Annotated in this window: 11 protein-coding genes; 4 read left to right on the top strand and 7 right to left on the bottom strand. The window is 50.1% G+C overall.

Going from position 1 to position 15250, the window contains the following annotated elements; all coding sequences use genetic code 11:
* The first annotated feature begins 58 nt into the window (after positions 1–58).
* The gene (locus tag CWE07_RS12095) at positions 59–580 is read left to right on the top strand and encodes a phosphate-starvation-inducible PsiE family protein (RefSeq protein WP_241974135.1); all 522 of its coding nucleotides are present in this window, start codon (positions 59–61) and stop codon (positions 578–580) included.
* A gap of 37 nt (positions 581–617) precedes the next feature.
* Here the strand turns inward: CWE07_RS12095 and CWE07_RS12090 are convergent, their stop codons facing one another.
* The 3 genes from CWE07_RS12090 to CWE07_RS12080 form a co-directional block, all read right to left on the bottom strand.
* Positions 618–1802, bottom strand: a complete 1185-nt coding sequence (locus tag CWE07_RS12090; RefSeq protein ID WP_111570137.1) for a class I adenylate-forming enzyme family protein — start codon at positions 1800–1802, stop codon at positions 618–620.
* A gap of 85 nt (positions 1803–1887) precedes the next feature.
* Complete coding sequence (trxC, locus tag CWE07_RS12085; RefSeq protein ID WP_111570138.1) at positions 1888–2346, bottom strand: thioredoxin TrxC; 459 nt, start codon at positions 2344–2346, stop codon at positions 1888–1890.
* Positions 2346–4199, bottom strand: coding sequence for an ExeM/NucH family extracellular endonuclease (locus CWE07_RS12080; RefSeq protein ID WP_111570139.1), 1854 nt, complete (start codon positions 4197–4199; stop codon positions 2346–2348). The genes trxC and CWE07_RS12080 overlap by 1 nt, the downstream gene beginning before the upstream one ends.
* A 199-nt stretch (positions 4200–4398) precedes the next feature.
* Here CWE07_RS12080 and CWE07_RS12075 point away from each other — a divergent pair, with 199 nt between their 5' ends.
* Positions 4399–6573 carry a prolyl oligopeptidase family serine peptidase gene (locus CWE07_RS12075; RefSeq protein WP_111570140.1) on the top strand — a complete coding sequence of 725 codons (2175 nt, stop codon included), beginning with the start codon at positions 4399–4401 and terminating at the stop codon, positions 6571–6573.
* A 79-nt stretch (positions 6574–6652) separates the two neighbouring features.
* Here the strand turns inward: CWE07_RS12075 and CWE07_RS12070 are convergent, their stop codons facing one another.
* Positions 6653–7582, bottom strand: coding sequence for a diacylglycerol/lipid kinase family protein (locus CWE07_RS12070; RefSeq protein WP_111570141.1), 930 nt, complete (start codon positions 7580–7582; stop codon positions 6653–6655).
* A gap of 344 nt (positions 7583–7926) precedes the next feature.
* Between CWE07_RS12070 and CWE07_RS12065 the strand changes: the two genes are divergently transcribed.
* Positions 7927–10149 (top strand): NADP-dependent isocitrate dehydrogenase, encoded by a 2223-nt coding sequence (locus CWE07_RS12065; RefSeq protein ID WP_111570142.1) that lies wholly within the window; start codon positions 7927–7929, stop codon positions 10147–10149.
* A gap of 87 nt (positions 10150–10236) precedes the next feature.
* On the opposite strand, the gene CWE07_RS12060 is transcribed toward CWE07_RS12065, so the two are convergent.
* On the bottom strand, positions 10237–12264 hold the full coding sequence (locus CWE07_RS12060; protein ID WP_111570143.1) for a dipeptidyl-peptidase 5: 2028 nt from the start codon (positions 12262–12264) through the stop codon (positions 10237–10239).
* 93 nt (positions 12265–12357) lie between these two features.
* The gene (locus CWE07_RS12055) at positions 12358–13407 is read right to left on the bottom strand and encodes an AI-2E family transporter (RefSeq protein WP_111570144.1); all 1050 of its coding nucleotides are present in this window, start codon (positions 13405–13407) and stop codon (positions 12358–12360) included.
* Between the two features lie 134 nt (positions 13408–13541).
* Between CWE07_RS12055 and CWE07_RS12050 the strand changes: the two genes are divergently transcribed.
* Positions 13542–14765 carry an iron-containing alcohol dehydrogenase gene (locus CWE07_RS12050; RefSeq protein WP_111570145.1) on the top strand — a complete coding sequence of 408 codons (1224 nt, stop codon included), beginning with the start codon at positions 13542–13544 and terminating at the stop codon, positions 14763–14765.
* On the opposite strand, the gene CWE07_RS12045 is transcribed toward CWE07_RS12050, so the two are convergent.
* Positions 14740–15180, bottom strand: a complete 441-nt coding sequence (locus CWE07_RS12045) for a YchJ family protein (protein ID WP_126819009.1) — start codon at positions 15178–15180, stop codon at positions 14740–14742. The two genes, CWE07_RS12050 and CWE07_RS12045, sit on opposite strands and share 26 nt — an antisense overlap.
* Positions 15181–15250: the final 70 nt, after the last annotated feature.

Here is a 15250-nt window from a genome sequence, read left to right as displayed (position 1 = left end):
GCAAACGCAAGTTGTTGCATAGGTTTAACAAGGCTTATTAAAAAACAGGGGGTTAGCCGTGGTTAAGCATCGCATTCAACACGAGGAAAATACCAACGAGCGCATTATTCATGATCAGTTGCCTGAGCATCATGACGATAAAACCATCAATTTTCTGCATCATGTAATTCGCTGGTCGGTGAAGTTTCTATCGTGCCTGATGGTGCTGGTGATTATCTGGGGGACTATTGATGTAGTCTTTGTGATTATCGAAAAAGTATTTGAAGAGCCACGCTTTTTGATTGGCGTGTCGGACATGTTTAGTTTGTTTAGCTCATTTATGGTGGTGCTGATTGCGATTGAAATATTTATCAATATTCGGCTTTACTTAGGCACTTCCACATTGCCAGTACAATTGGTCGTTGCCACCGCGCTGATGGCGATTGCACGAAAAGTGATAGTGCTGGATGTCGAAGCGGTGGATGCGGCTTATTTAGCGGCGATGGGCTTGGTGATTATTGCATTGGGTGTGACGTATTGGCTGCTGGCACGACGCACACACCATAGCGGCAAGAAATCCGCGCAGGAACCGGCTGATTAGAGTCAGCCGGCGCCGTTGTCAGCTTGCACAAGGTGGGCTAGTGATTTAACCAAAAATAGCCCTCTGCGTCACGTACGGCTATTTCTCCGGTTTTTAACCAACCATCCTGGGTTAAGATATCGTCAGTGGCATCTGGATTTTGCCAATAGCCCAGCATAATGCCTTCACCGGTGATTTGCAGTTCGCCGGGTTGACTAATTTCAGCGAGATCACCTTCGTCATTGACCACACGCACTTCAGTATTGAACATCGCGCGCTTGCCTAATGAGCCAGCTTTCGCTGCATGCTCGTAGGGCAGCAGGATGCAACCACTGGGGCCTGATTCAGTTAAGCCAAATACACCGTACCACTGCCCGGTTTTGAAAGCGGGTTGGAGGGCCTCTAAGTGAGCAGCACTTAGCGATCCCGCGGCGTATATCCAATGCGTTACGCTCTTTAAATCACAGGTTTGAATATCAGGATGCTGGGCGCTCAATGCGTAGGTATCCGCTGAGCCAAAAAAGTGGGTAGCGCGCTCGTTTTCGGCTAAGTCAAACAGCGTGTGAGGGCTAAAGTCGGGAGCGACAATGTGCGTACACCCTACCAGAGTACCTGCGACCAGGTTGTAATGTAACGCGGCCGCGTGACTGTATGGCATCAGGCTTAATAAGCGACTTTGCGGCGTGTAACTCATTTCCATCGCAAACATAGTGCCGACCACTTGCAATGCCGAGTGGTTGAATAATACGCCTCGGGGTTCGCCGTTAGTATCTATGGTATACACCAGCGTGCAGGCATCGTCATTATCTATGGTGATATCGATACTGTCGCTGTCTAAACCGTTTAGCAAATCGTCAATATTGTCTAGCCATATAGCCGACGTATCGTCTTCATACAAAGGCTGCACGGCGGTGCCGGTGGCTTCGCAGGTAATCACTAAGTCCGCCCCACAGTCGTCTAGAATTGTCTGTAACTGCGGTGTGGCTAAGCGTACGCTAATAGGAACCACCACCGCGCCTAAACGTTGCACCGCAAAATAACTGACAATAAACGCGAAGTTATTGGGCAGGAATAGCGCGACGCGATGACCTGCCTCGATGCCATGTTCATCGTGCAAGTAATTCGCCAGTTGATTGACCCGCTGGTCTAGTTGCGCCCATGTGTGACGGGCATTCGGCTCAACAACGGCTTGTTGCTGAGGGTATTTACGTGCATTACGTGCCACATAGCCTGGTATATTCATACAAACTCTCCATGCTTACATTATCGTTCGCTCGATAATATAAGCATAGCTTGTATATCAGTATCTTGTGAGCACTTACCTGACTTTAACTTGGGGCAGAGAAGGGGGTATCTGCTAGTACCTCGTCGAGCCAACGATGAAAGTGCTGGGGCGGCATAGCGCCTTGAGTGCGAGCTATTTCCTGACCGCGATAGAACACCGCCAGGGTTGGCAAGCTACGAATTTGGAAGCTCTGCGCCAGCGTAGGCTGTTGCTCAGTATTAACAGAGCCGAAGCGCGCACGTTCAGCGAACGGTGCAGCGACCATTTCATAGACGCGCGAAAATTGCTGGCACGGTCCGCACCACGCAGCCCAAAAATCAATCACTAATGGCATATCTGCTTGCAGATGGGGGCGGATAGTATCAACGGTTAACTCGAAAGGTAGGCCGCGAATTAGGCGCGCTTTACACGCGCCACAGCTTGGATGTTGACCAATCTTATCCGCTGGAATGCGGTTGCTCTTGTGGCATTCCGGACAGGCAATAACAAGTGGGTCGGTCATTATTGGGTTCCCTTCGGTAATAGGTTTGAGTCAAGATCTATCCAAATCGGATCATGGTCAGATGAACGGTACGGTTCAGGGGCAAACCATGCTTGTTGCTGATGCGCGCTTTTATCCGCAAGCGGATATTCAAATGCCACCGGCTCATCGGCATTAATTGACCAATAATCCGTATACTGCACCGCGGCGAGAAGCGCTGAGTCTGCAAGGGCATGGTCTAAGCTACCGCTATCGCCACGAAACACGTAGGAGTATCCATGAGGTTGAAATTTAGCGGCTAAATTGGTGTAACCAGCGTTTTCAAAGGCACGAATAGGATCTTCCATGCGATAGGCGTTAAAATCGCCCAGTAGGATACGTGGATAAGAATAGTTCTCCGCCCACGAGACCAGTTGCTCGGCACTTTCGGTGCGCAACGCATTCCAACAGCCTTGACCATCACCTTGGTTAGCATTTAACGAATCGTCTTGGGGGCAACTGCCTTTAGATTTAAAGTGGTTGGCGATTAAAGTGAAATGACCATCCGTATTGCGGTTGCGGAAGCTTTGCGCGAACGGGGGGCGACTGCCCCAAGCGAATATAGGGTCGTCACTGTATTGAGCGTCGCCCACCGTGGCTAAGGTGTCGCTACGGTAGATATAGCCTAAAGTAATCGCATCGCCACCCACACGCTCTACGCCTGGGTCAACGAAGCTAAACTGCCCAGCCTTACCAGCTTGGCTATACGCTTGGTTTAGGGCTGCGGTCAACGTCGCAATGGCGCTGTCAGCACCATAGCCGTCATTCTCCATTTCCATTAACGCAAACACGTCGGCATCAAGTGCCAGCATGGTTGCCACCAACTTTGCTTCCTGACGTTCAAATTCCTGTATGTTTTCAGCGCCACGTGGTGTCGGGAAGTCGCCGCCCTGGCCATCACCGTTAAAATAATTCAGTACATTGAATGCGACCACGCGGGTGTCGCCTCGGCGGTCTATATCGTCTGCTCCAGGGCGCGGATTATGGGTATCAATATGAATCGTTTGGGTTGGATGAATATGGTAGTTATCACCCATCTTCACCAAAATGCCGGTAAAAGGTTGCACTTTGTCACCACGGCGTAGCGGGTTTTGCATACTTAACCCAGGGGCTGGGTAGGGCACGTGCTCTGGGTTGCGCGCTAGTGAGCCATCGTCCAAAATAATTTTTGCCAACGCGTTGTGCGCCATCACGTCACGTGCCGCGTCGCCTGGCATAGCAACCTGCGTTGGGCTTGAGGTTAAGCTTGGGGCTAGGGCCAGTTGACCGAAGCGGGCGAGCTGGAAATGCTCTACGATATACAGCGGCTGATTGACTCGCACCGGTTGGTGTATCCAGTTGTCCAGGCTATCGAGGCTAGCAAGGGGGAGTTCAAGATCATAATGCAACAGCGCATTGGCGCTACTGGCAGAATCGCAGGTAATTGCATACTGCGCGCTAAGTTGCCAACCGCCTTGGTACTCACTAAGGAGACCGCTGGCAGCAATCGTATCGCCTAACTGAGCGTCATCCAGCTGACTGTCGTCGAGGGCAATAAACAGCGCCTGCGTATGCGTAGGGTACGCGTCATCGCGAACTTGGCTTTGAATAAATACGCCACCGAGTTGCTGAGGTTGACGAAATACCGCACTGATTTGTCCCACCACGGCCGTCTGCTTTTGTGCCGCGGTTTCGCTATCGACAGACCAAGGTTGCCCAGCGTCACAGCTGAGTTGGGCAAGATACGCATCAGAGTCAGTGCTTTGGAAGGTACAAGCGCTCAGGCTTAAGCTAGCGGCGGCCAGAATGATCAGGTTCTTAGATAAGGAGCGAGCAATCGTGGATGGTTGAGTCATAAGGTTGTCATACACTAAATGAAAGTGTGCTTACTTTACCATTTAGCCAATGGTTCGCCCAGTTGTTACCTGCGCAAATCGCCAAAATGTCTCGTTTTGACGTATTGCAGTCAACATCTTGCGTAAGCTGTGATACATATAACAAGTTCGCCAATATGCGCACCGACGTAAAACAACAACACATGCAACGAGGAAGCTCATGTATAAGCCAGTGATTACCCTAGTCGCGGTCGCGGTGATAGCCGCCTGTTCGCCCGCCAATGATACCCAAACCCAAAGCAGTCAAGTGACATCAGAGTCAACGAGTCAAGGGTCTACTATGTCAGTCGTTAGTTATCCAGAAACCCGTCGCGGTGATACCGTCGATACCTATTTTGACCAACAAGTCGCCGACCCTTTTCGCTGGCTTGAAGATGACCGTAGCGAAGAAACAGCGGCTTGGGTGAGTGCGCAAAACGAGCTTACCTTTGATTACCTTGGTCAAATTGAGTTTCGTGACGACATCCGTGAGCGCATTGCCCAAGCGTGGAACTTTGAGCGCGTCGGCGCGCCTTTTGAAGAAGGCGATTACACCTACTTTTACCGTAATGATGGCTTACAAAACCATTTTATCGTGTACCGCCAGCAGGGCGACGGTGAACCAGAAGTATTTTTAGACCCGAATGAATTTAGTGAAGATGGCACGACCTCGCTCGCAGGACTTAGCTTTTCCCCTGACGGTTCATTAGCTGCGTATGCGACCAGCGCTGGTGGTAGTGACTGGCGTACCATTTATATTATCGACACCGAGACCATGGAATTCGTCGGAGACCCGCTGGTGGATGTGAAGTTCAGCGGTATTAGCTGGCGTGGCAACGAAGGCGTTTACTACTCAAAATACAACACCCCTGATGGTAGCCGCTTGTCCGAACTCACTGACCAGCATATGTTGTATTACCACGCTTTGAATACCCCCCAAGCAGAAGATACCTTGGTATTCGGGGGTAGTGATGAGCAGAAGCATCGTTACGTCAGTGGTCGCGTCACCGATGATGGGCGTTTCTTAGCGATATCCGCGGCCAACACCACCTCAGGCAATAAGCTGTTTATTGTCGATTTAGAGGCAGATGAGTCTGAGCTCGTGACCGTGGTCGATAACGAGGACAGCAACGTGGGGTTATTAACCAACGATGGCAGTACGCTGTTTATCCAGACCAATAAAGACGCGCCGAATAACCGTTTAGTTCAGGTTGATGCCAGTGCGCCAAGCAGTGACAATTGGCAGGACTTAATTGCTGAAACCGACAACGTATTGAATGTGAGTCGTGGCGCAGGCTATATTTTTGCGCGCTACATGGTCGATGCGGTATCAAAAATTGAGCAATATGACTTTGCTGGTAACAAGGTGCGCGACATCGAATTACCCGGCGTAGGCAGTGCCGGTGGCTTCTCTGGTAAAGACGACGCTGATACCTTGTATTTCTCATTCACCAATTACGTCACCCCAGCGAGTACGTTTGCATTTAACCCTGACACTGGTGACACCGAGCTGTACTTCTCGCCCAGCGTTGATTTTGATCCTGACAACTACGTCAGCGAGCAAGTGTTTTATACCTCTCAAGACGGCACGCAAATTCCAATGATTATTAGCTATCGCAATGACATTGAGCGTGATGGCAGCAACCCAACCATTCTATATGGCTACGGCGGTTTTAACGTCAGTTTGACCCCGTCGTTTAGCGTTACCAATGCGGTATGGATGGATTTGGGCGGTATTTACGCGGTGCCAAATATTCGTGGTGGCGGTGAGTATGGCCGTGCGTGGCATGAAGCAGGTATTCAACAGAATAAGCAAAATGTGTTTGACGATTTTATTGCTGCGGCGGAATACCTGATCGACAACAACTACACCTCAAGTGAGAAGCTGGCTTTACGCGGCGGCTCTAACGGTGGGTTGTTAGTTGGGGCGGTCATGACTCAACGTCCAGAGCTGGCGCAGGTTGCAATTCCTGCGGTCGGCGTGTTGGATATGCTGCGTTATCATACCTTTACGGCGGGTGCTGGCTGGGCCCATGATTACGGCACGTCGGCACAAAGCGAAGAGATGTTTGAATATCTGCTCGGTTATTCGCCGTTGCACAATGTCGAAGAGGGTGTGAATTACCCAGCGACCATGATTACCACTGCGGATCATGACGATCGGGTGGTGCCAGCGCACTCGTTTAAGTTTGCGGCAGAACTGCAAGCTAAAGACGGCGGCCAAAATCCGCAACTGATCCGTATTGATGTGAATGCAGGGCACGGCGCGGGTATGCCAACGTCGATGATTATCGACCAAGCGGCTGATGTTTTGAGCTTTACCTTGTTTAATATGGGCGTAGAAAGCCTGGATTAAGGGATTAAACAGTCGTAAAAAGCGAAAGCGCTGCTGGGTTAACCGAGCAGCGCTTTTTTGTAGCTAATCAGTATACGCCTTAAAGTTTATTTATTTTAAGTGCCCCAGGACAGACCTTGATATCCACTGGGCTATAGCCCAAATATTCACCGTCCACCTGCACTGGAATACCGGTGCTTTTAACACGTAGTTGTTCAATTTGACCCGCTTGCACATGCTTGGCATTAAGGTGTTTTTGGACCAGCATTTGCGTCAGGCTGCGCAGCGTCGTGGCGCGGTTATTCTCTTTAATGTGGGTAAAAGCCAGCAGCCCGTCGTTGACGCGAGCGTGGGGGGTAATGGGCAGGCCCGCACCAAAATAACGGCCATTACCGATACTCAACATAAAGGATTTGCGCGCGGTACCCGCATTCACACTTTGGCTCGGGTCATCAAGCACAATCGGCTGGCTACGATATCCGGGGAGTAACTGCAATGCGCGTGACATGTAAGTGAACTTCCGTGGCCAGGTTTTATGCCGTAAACGTTTAATCAACTCAGCATCAAAGCCAATACCAGCATTGTTTAAAAAATACCGTTCGTTGGCTTGGCCTAAATCAATTTGGATGGTCTCGCCGTGCAAAGCGGTTTTAATCACGTCATCGGCGCTTAGCCCCGCTACCCAGATACGTGCAAAGTCATTGCCGCTACCAGCGGGCACCACGCCGAGCACGGTATCGGTATAAGCCACTGCATTGACCGCTAAGTTCAATGTGCCATCGCCGCCAACGGCAATCAGTAGGTCGGCGTTCTGGCAGGCATTTTTCAGTGTTTTTAAGTCACTTGAGTAATCGCCCGTGGTCGCCAGCATATAGACACCCTCGGGCAAGGCTTTTAATAAGCGCTTAAATAGCAAATGGCGGCGCACGTTAGGCGTTGGGTTATGCACCACCACGATACGCTTAGCAACCGCTGTTTTGGCGTTGGTGGTCGCCTCAGATGTTGGCTGGGAGCTAGCCGGCGTAGTCATACGCAAAACCCCATCAATATTTATCTATGCAAGCATAGTTGCATGCTTTAAAGAACCGAGCAAGCGCTCGACGAGTGCCCAGATACACGGATAAATCATTGCTGGGGCTTGAATTTCAGTATAGCTGCCCTTATCTACTTTGGTAGTAGATGGTGTCTAGGCTTTACTCCATGCTGGCTGCCAAGCTGCGTGACCGACTAGGCGAAATAGGGCCTAAATGCTATAATTCGGGCCGTTTTACCACACCGATTTTGAATGCGGGATGGTGCTTGAGACAGGTAGTAGCCATGTTAGCAGCGCCATTGTCATGGTTTTGTACGCAAGTTTGATAAATAGGAATGACTATGTCTGATAAATCAAAGATTATTTATACCGAAACTGATGAAGCGCCGCGCCTGGCGACTTATTCTTTATTGCCAATCATCCAAGCTTTCACCAAAGCTGCGGGCGTTTCGGTAGAAACTCGTGACATTTCACTTGCGGGTCGTATTATCGCGGTATTCCCTGAGTACCTGAAAGAAGAGCAGCGCATTGCCGATGCGTTGGCTGAGCTTGGCGAATTAGCGAAAACGCCTGAAGCCAACATCATCAAATTACCTAACATCAGTGCTTCAATTCCACAGCTGACTGCCACGATTAAAGAGTTGCAGCAGCAAGGCTATGCATTGCCTGATTACCCATTTGAGCCAAAAAATGATGAAGAGCGCGACATCAAAGCGCGCTACGACAAAGTTAAAGGCTCTGCGGTGAACCCGGTCTTACGTGAAGGTAACTCTGATCGTCGCGCACCTGCAGCGGTTAAAAATTACGTCAAAAAGCACCCACACAAAATGGGTGCTTGGAGCAGTGACTCAAAAACCCATGTTGCTCATATGACCGACGGCGACTTTTATGCCAGCGAGCAATCGAAAACCTTTGCTGGAGAAGACGAGCTTAAAATCGTACTTAACCACGGTAACGAGCAAACCGTTTTAAAAGAGTCAGTGAAAGTTAAAGCGGGTGAAGTTGTCGATGCCGCGGTCATGAACAAGCGTCAACTTAAAGCGTTCTTTGAGCAGTCGACTAAGGCGGCGAAAGAAGAAGGCGTGTTGCTGTCATTGCATTTGAAAGCAACCATGATGAAAGTGTCTGACCCGATCATGTTCGGTCATGCGGTTGATGTGTATTATCAAGACGTATTGAACAAATATGCGGATGAAATCAAGCAAATCGGTTTTGACGCTACCAATGGTATCGGCGACTTATACGCGAAGTTAGATAAACTGCCAGCGGATAAAGCGGATGCAATCAAAGCCGACATGCAAGCGGTGTACGAGCAGAATCCGAAGTTGGCGATGGTGAATTCAGATAAAGGCATCACTAACTTACACGTCCCAAGCGACATCATTATCGATGCGTCTATGCCTGCAATGATCCGTGACTCAGGCAAAATGTGGACCCCAGAAAACACCCAAGCGGATACCAAAGCGATGATTCCAGATCGCTGCTATGCGGGTGTTTACCAAGCAACGATTGATTTTTGTAAGCAGCACGGCGCGTTCGACCCGGCCACTATGGGCACGGTGCCAAACGTTGGTTTGATGGCGCAAAAAGCAGAAGAATACGGTTCGCACGATAAAACCTTTGAAATCCAGGCCGATGGCGTGGTGGAAGTGCAAAATCGTGGCGGTGACGTGATTTTCAAACACACGGTTGAGAAAGGCGATATCTGGCGTATGTGTCAGGTAAAAGATGCGCCTATTCGCGATTGGGTGAAATTGGCAGTAAACCGTTCGCGCTTGAGCGGCATGCCAGCGGTATTCTGGTTAGATGAAAACCGTGCCCATGACCGCGAGTTGATCGTTAAGGTGAACGAGTACTTAAAAGACCACGACACCGATGGTTTAGATATTCAAATTATGAACCCTGTCGATGCGACTAAGCATTCTTTACAGCGCTTAAAAGACGGCAAAGACACTATTTCGGTAACGGGTAACGTGTTACGTGACTACCTAACTGACTTGTTCCCGATCTTAGAGCTCAATACGTCAGCAAAAATGCTGTCTATTGTACCTTTGATGAACGGTGGTGGTTTGTTTGAAACCGGCGCGGGTGGTTCAGCACCTAAGCACGTGCAGCAGTTCGTTGAAGAAAACCACTTACGTTGGGACTCGCTTGGTGAGTTCTTAGCCCTAGCCGCGTCGTTGGAGCATTTAAGCCGTGCGGCCAATAACCCACGTGCACAGGTGTTGGCAGATACTTTAGACGCAGCGACTGCGAAGTTCCTCGAGAACAACAAGTCGCCGTCGCGCCGTGCAGGTGAAATTGACAACCGTGGTAGCCATTTCTACTTAGCTATGTACTGGGCAGAAGCGTTAGCGAATCAAAACGATGATGCGGAATTAAAAGCACGCTTTGCGAAATTAGCCGAAGCGTTGACTAGTAATGAGCAGGCAATCATTGATGAGCTTAACCAAGTTCAAGGTAAGGCGGTAGACATTGGTGGTTACTATCAACCAAACGCGGACAAGGTGGCACAGGCCATGCGTCCATGTGCGGTATTGAATGAAGCGCTAGCGTCGCTTTAATCTCAGTGAGGGCAGGCTTTGCCTGCCGTCGCCTCATAAAAAACCCGCCAATCGGCGGGTTTTTTCGTGGTTACGGGACTGGCTTAATTAGCGCGGGCCCGGAGGGGTCCAACGCTCAACCCATTGTTGTACTTGGTTATACCAGTACACAGAGTTGTTTGGCTTAAGGATCCAGTGGTTCTCATCAGGGAAGTAAATCAGCTCTGACTCTACACCGCGCGCTTGCAACGTCCGGAATAGCTCAAAACTTTGCCCAACTGGTACCCGTAAGTCAGTTAAACCGTGGCTTAACAAAGCAGGGGTATTAAAGTTCTCGGCAAAGTAATGGGGGGAAATTTGCTGATAAATATCGTTGTCCCAGTAATGGCCGAAACGCTCTGCGTGCACTGCGAAGTCAGCCGACATTTGCGAATACATGTTGTACACAGGCGCATGGATCAGTAACGCATTAAATGGGTGCTCGCGGCCAAGTAAAATAGTGCTTAGGTAACCTCCATAGCTAGCACCACCAGCGAACAAGCGCTCGTTATCAATGTAGTCTTTGTCTTTAAACCACTGTGCTGCGGCGATAGTGTCGGCATAAGGCGCAGTAATCCAGTCTGGATTAATCGCATCGACAAAGTCTTGACCAAATCCACTTGAACCGTGGAAATTGTGCCACGCAGTGACATAACCCCAGGATGCAAAAGTTTGTGCGTTCCAACGGTAATGGAAGCCGTCAGTAATAGCGCTGTGCGGCCCACCATGAATTAACAAGAACAAAGGGTATTCTTTACTGCTGTCGAAGCCTGGCGGGTAATGCACCCACATTTGGATTTCTTGACCGTCGTGACCGGTGTAAGTCACCGACTCATAGGTGCCAAGCTCAACGTCTGCAAGTAATGCATCGTTAATCGTATCTAAACGCTGCATGTCGCCATTTTCAGGGTTGATACGCACCAGTCGGGCTGGGTAGAGGAAGCTTTCATTGGTTGCCACTAAAGTACCATCGTTCGCGATACTTAAGCCGCCAACGTTGGTTTCTGCAGTGACTGCACGTACATTGCCGTTCGCGGCATTGACGTGGTAAACACGTACGGTGCCAGCATCATCAATACTACCGTAGAAACCGCGACTGTCAGGCGTCCAGACTAAGCCAGAAGCGCTGCGATCCCATGCTTCGGTGATCACGTCTTGCTGGTGGTTGCTTAAATTGTGTAGCACGATGTTGGCGGTATCTGCGTAAAAGCCAACAATCCGCTGTTGAGTGAATGCCAAGGTGCGGCCGTCAGGGCTAAACATTGGGTTGCTGTCACTGCCATCGTTGGCTTCTGTAATATTACGTGCGTTGCTGCCGTCAATGCGGGCTAAGAAAATGTCGTTGATAGCGTTTTCAGAGCCTACTGGCGCAGAGTCTGACATGAACGCAATCCACTCACCGTTAGGCGAAATATCATAGCTGCCAGTACCTTGACTTGAACGTGGTAATTCACGCTCGAAACGTTCAGTAATACGGGTAATATCGCCGCCGTCCTGAGCCACGCTGAAGACGTGTGCCTGACGTTCTTCATCTAAGTAACGGTCAAAGCTTGAATAGGGAAGGCGGGTCCACTTGTGTGCGGATACATGGGTATCACGCTGCTGTTGCAGGCGTTCTTTTTGCTCGTCCCACTCAAGTCCGGGCCAAATGTTACTAATGAAATAGAAACGTTCGCCCACCCACTTAAGGCCGCTGACACCGGTTGGAACATCGGTGATGCGATTTGCTTCGCCAGGGCCGTCCATCGGTAGCACGTAAATTTGACCAGCGCTGTCACTACCACGCTGGCTAATGAATGCTAGTTGGGTGCCGTCACTGTTAAACACTGCGTTGCTGGCACGCTGGCCGTCAGCCGTTAAAGGGCGCTGCACGCTGCCGTCAGCGTTAAATAACCAGAGCCGGGTTTCAGCTTGGTCGGTGTCCATGTTGTAGCGAGTTACAGGTGCCACAATATGGCCACCTTGGGGTGCGATCACAGGCGCACCAATGCGTTCAATTTTCCAAATCAGTTCCTGTGTCAAATACTGGTTATCGTCCGCGAACACTTGGCTCAACGGAAGCAACACAATACTGAGCACCAGCATGAGTTTTCTCATTGTCGTCGTCTCATAGGTTGGGTTAGCTGTTAGAAAGTCACGGCCGCCCGCGGGCGACCGAGTTACAATATAACAAATCTAAGATAAAAGCAGCTATGACGACTCAGTTTCAAAATCCTGACGGAAAATGTCCCATAAAGTGACAAATAAGGCGGTAAGAATTGGGCCGATGACAAAACCGTGCACGCCAAAAATAGCCAAGCCACCGAGAATTGATAGCAGAATTAACCAATCGGGTAGGCGTACATCGCGACCGACCAGAATAGGACGCAAGAAATTGTCTATCAGTCCAATCACGATTGAACCGAACGCCACTAACACCACCGCCTGCCACACGTCGCCGACTGCGAATAAGTAAATGGCAATCGGACCCCAAATTAAAAAGGCACCCACGACTGGAATTAACGACAGAATGCCCATTGCAAAACCCCACATGACCGCACCTGGGACGCCAAGAATAGCCAGAATAATACCGCCTAAGGTTCCCTCAACTGCAGCCACAATGAAGGTGCTCTTCATGGTTGCGCGGGTCACTTTGACGAAGCGTTTGGATAGCTCGTTTTCACGGTTTTCACCTAACGGAATGGCTTTGACGACGATATCGGCAGTGCGGTGACCGTCACGGAAAAAGAAAAAACTTAGATACAGCATCAGTACCATACTAATCATAAAGTGCATGGTGCTGGCACCGATATTCATGGCTTCCTGGGCGATATACTGGGATGACGATGAGATAGCACCAGACAAGCGATCACCGAGATCATCAAAGCTAATATCAAAGCGCTCTAAGTATTGGGGTAATTGCGGGAATCTGTCTTCGATTTCGTCACGCAATACTTTAGCACTTAGGTCACCGTCATCATACGCTTGGTAGATGTCAGTGGCATAATTGACGATATGCCAGGTTAAAATAGCCAGCGGAATCACCACCAATAAAATTGCCACTATGATGGTCAGAATAGAAGATATATTGGGCTTATCTCCCAGCTTTTGGTTGATCCAGTGATACATCGGATAAAACAAAACAGTGAGTGCAATTGCCCAGAATATAGCGCCCCAGAACGGCGCCAAGATAAGCAGAAAGCCTGCCGTGACCACACCTAAAATTAATAGGAAAAACTTATTCTCTACCGACTTGGCCATGCCCAAATTCACCTTATGATATTACTGCGAAATCAATTGACTAACGGCATAAGCATAGCAGGGCATCGCCAATAAGACAGAAAGCTGCTAAGGTCGCTAAAATTTAATCAATTTGTCGATAAAGGCATTCGCACATGGTGTTAGCAAACGCTCGTTATTGGCCGTTACAGGCGTATATGTTGGCGTTCAAAGGTGTCACTGCGTTACTGCCAATGCGCTGGCCTAAGTTGATCAGTGCGCCTAACGCACTCGCGTCGCTTCCCGCTCAGTTACAGTCCGATGGTGTGAGCCGAGTGCTACTTGTTACTGACGCCACTATTGTTCAGCTTGGCTTTGCCAATGACTGGTTAGTGAGTTGTCAACAACAGGGCATTGCCGTGGATGTGTTTGCCGATGTCTGCCCTGACCCCACAGTGTCTGTGATTGAGGCGGGTACTCGGGCCGCGCAACAACACAGTGCCCAAGCGATTGTCGCAATTGGCGGCGGCTCGGTCATTGACGCAGCAAAATTGATCGGTGCTTGTGCGTTGAACCCCGTGGCGGTCACGAAACTAGTCGGTTTATTTAAAGTGCGCCGTGGCATGCTGCCTTTATATGCCGTGCCCACGACGGCAGGCACCGGGTCGGAAGCCACCATTGCCGCCGTGGTAACTGAACCGCTACGTGCACGTAAACTTGCCTGTATCGACCTGCGTTTAATGCCTAAGGTCGCGGTGCTTGACCCGCAATTAAGCTTGAATTTACCGCCTGCGATTACAGCCGCTACAGGTATGGATGCATTAACCCATGCGATAGAAGCCTATGTGTCGCGTAACGCGTTGGCGCGCAGTGACGAAAAAGCGCTACAAGCCGCGCGTTTAATTCATACCTGGTTGCCCAAGGCCTATGCTTGCGATGCCCATGAGCAAGCACGCGTTCAGATGGCACATGCAGCATTCTTGGCGGGACAAGCGTTTACTCAAGCGGGGGTTGGCTATATACATGCCATCGCCCATAGTTTAGGTGCGCGTTACCACATTCCCCATGGGCTAGCGAATGCCATCGTGATGCCGCATGTGTTGCGCTTTAGTATGCCTGCGTGTACCACTCGTATGGCGCAGCTTGCTCGGGTGATGGGTTTGGAACAATATGCTGAAGGCAGCAGCGATACCGCGTTGGCTCAAGCCTTAATTGAACGAATTGACTATTTGAATCAGAAGTTTTCCATTCCTAGCTGTGTGCAACAGCTTGAGCTCGCTGATATTCCAGCCATTGTAACAGCAGCCCGCAATGAAGCGCGTTTTACTTATGCGGTGCCAAGGTACATGAGCCAAGTCGAGGGGGAAGCACTGCTCAAAGGGATGCTGCCACCTCAGTAAATTTGGTTTTACCGTCGAGGTAAAACCATTCACCTTGGCGCTTAATAAATCGCGAACGTTCTTCCAGGCAGTGTTGACGGCCTTCAGTGTCCAGACAAGTGGCCTTAAAATGCACGCTACCTGTATGCTGGCGGGGCGGTGGGTTGACCTGACTGGAAATAACCTTGAGTGCGACCCACTGGGTGTCGCTGTCGCCGGTTAAGTCGGCAGGGCAGGTTTCAGCGGCCCAAGTCCGTTGAATGAAATCCGTGCGCTGGAGCGCAAAAGCGCTATACCGCGCCCGCATCAATACCTCCGGGTTCGCGGCTAATTGTCCCATGTGGTAGGGCTGGCAGCATGCTTGGTAGTGTGTGAGCTGGCGATAGCCGCCGCATGGACATTCGCTGGACGTTACAGGCGTAAGAGTGTGTGACATGGTAGGGCAACTTTTCCGTGGTTATCGTAAACTAGAGACACTTTATGCAAGTGTTCAGTGCAGCGCTCAT

Source organism: Aliidiomarina maris (assembly GCF_003987335.1).
GTDB lineage: Bacteria > Pseudomonadota > Gammaproteobacteria > Enterobacterales > Alteromonadaceae > Aliidiomarina > Aliidiomarina maris.
The sequence above is the reverse complement of the archived record's forward strand: the minus strand, read 5'-3'. Positions and strand labels throughout refer to the sequence as shown.

Bases quoted from the DNA above. Each gene is read 5' to 3' on its own strand.
- CWE07_RS12045 (WP_126819009.1), bottom strand. From the start codon at position 15,180: ATGTCACACACTCTTACGCCTGTAACGTCCAGCGAATGTCCATGCGGC.
- CWE07_RS12075 (WP_111570140.1), top strand. From the start codon at position 4,399: ATGTATAAGCCAGTGATTACCCTAGTCGCGGTCGCGGTGATAGCCGCC.
- CWE07_RS12065 (WP_111570142.1), top strand. From the start codon at position 7,927: ATGTCTGATAAATCAAAGATTATTTATACCGAAACTGATGAAGCGCCG.
- CWE07_RS12070 (WP_111570141.1), bottom strand. From the start codon at position 7,582: ATGACTACGCCGGCTAGCTCCCAGCCAACATCTGAGGCGACCACCAAC.
- trxC (WP_111570138.1), bottom strand. From the start codon at position 2,346: ATGACCGACCCACTTGTTATTGCCTGTCCGGAATGCCACAAGAGCAAC.
- CWE07_RS12055 (WP_111570144.1), bottom strand. From the start codon at position 13,407: ATGGCCAAGTCGGTAGAGAATAAGTTTTTCCTATTAATTTTAGGTGTG.
- CWE07_RS12080 (WP_111570139.1), bottom strand. From the start codon at position 4,199: ATGACTCAACCATCCACGATTGCTCGCTCCTTATCTAAGAACCTGATC.
- CWE07_RS12050 (WP_111570145.1), top strand. From the start codon at position 13,542: ATGGTGTTAGCAAACGCTCGTTATTGGCCGTTACAGGCGTATATGTTG.
- CWE07_RS12090 (WP_111570137.1), bottom strand. From the start codon at position 1,802: ATGAATATACCAGGCTATGTGGCACGTAATGCACGTAAATACCCTCAG.
- CWE07_RS12060 (WP_111570143.1), bottom strand. From the start codon at position 12,264: ATGAGAAAACTCATGCTGGTGCTCAGTATTGTGTTGCTTCCGTTGAGC.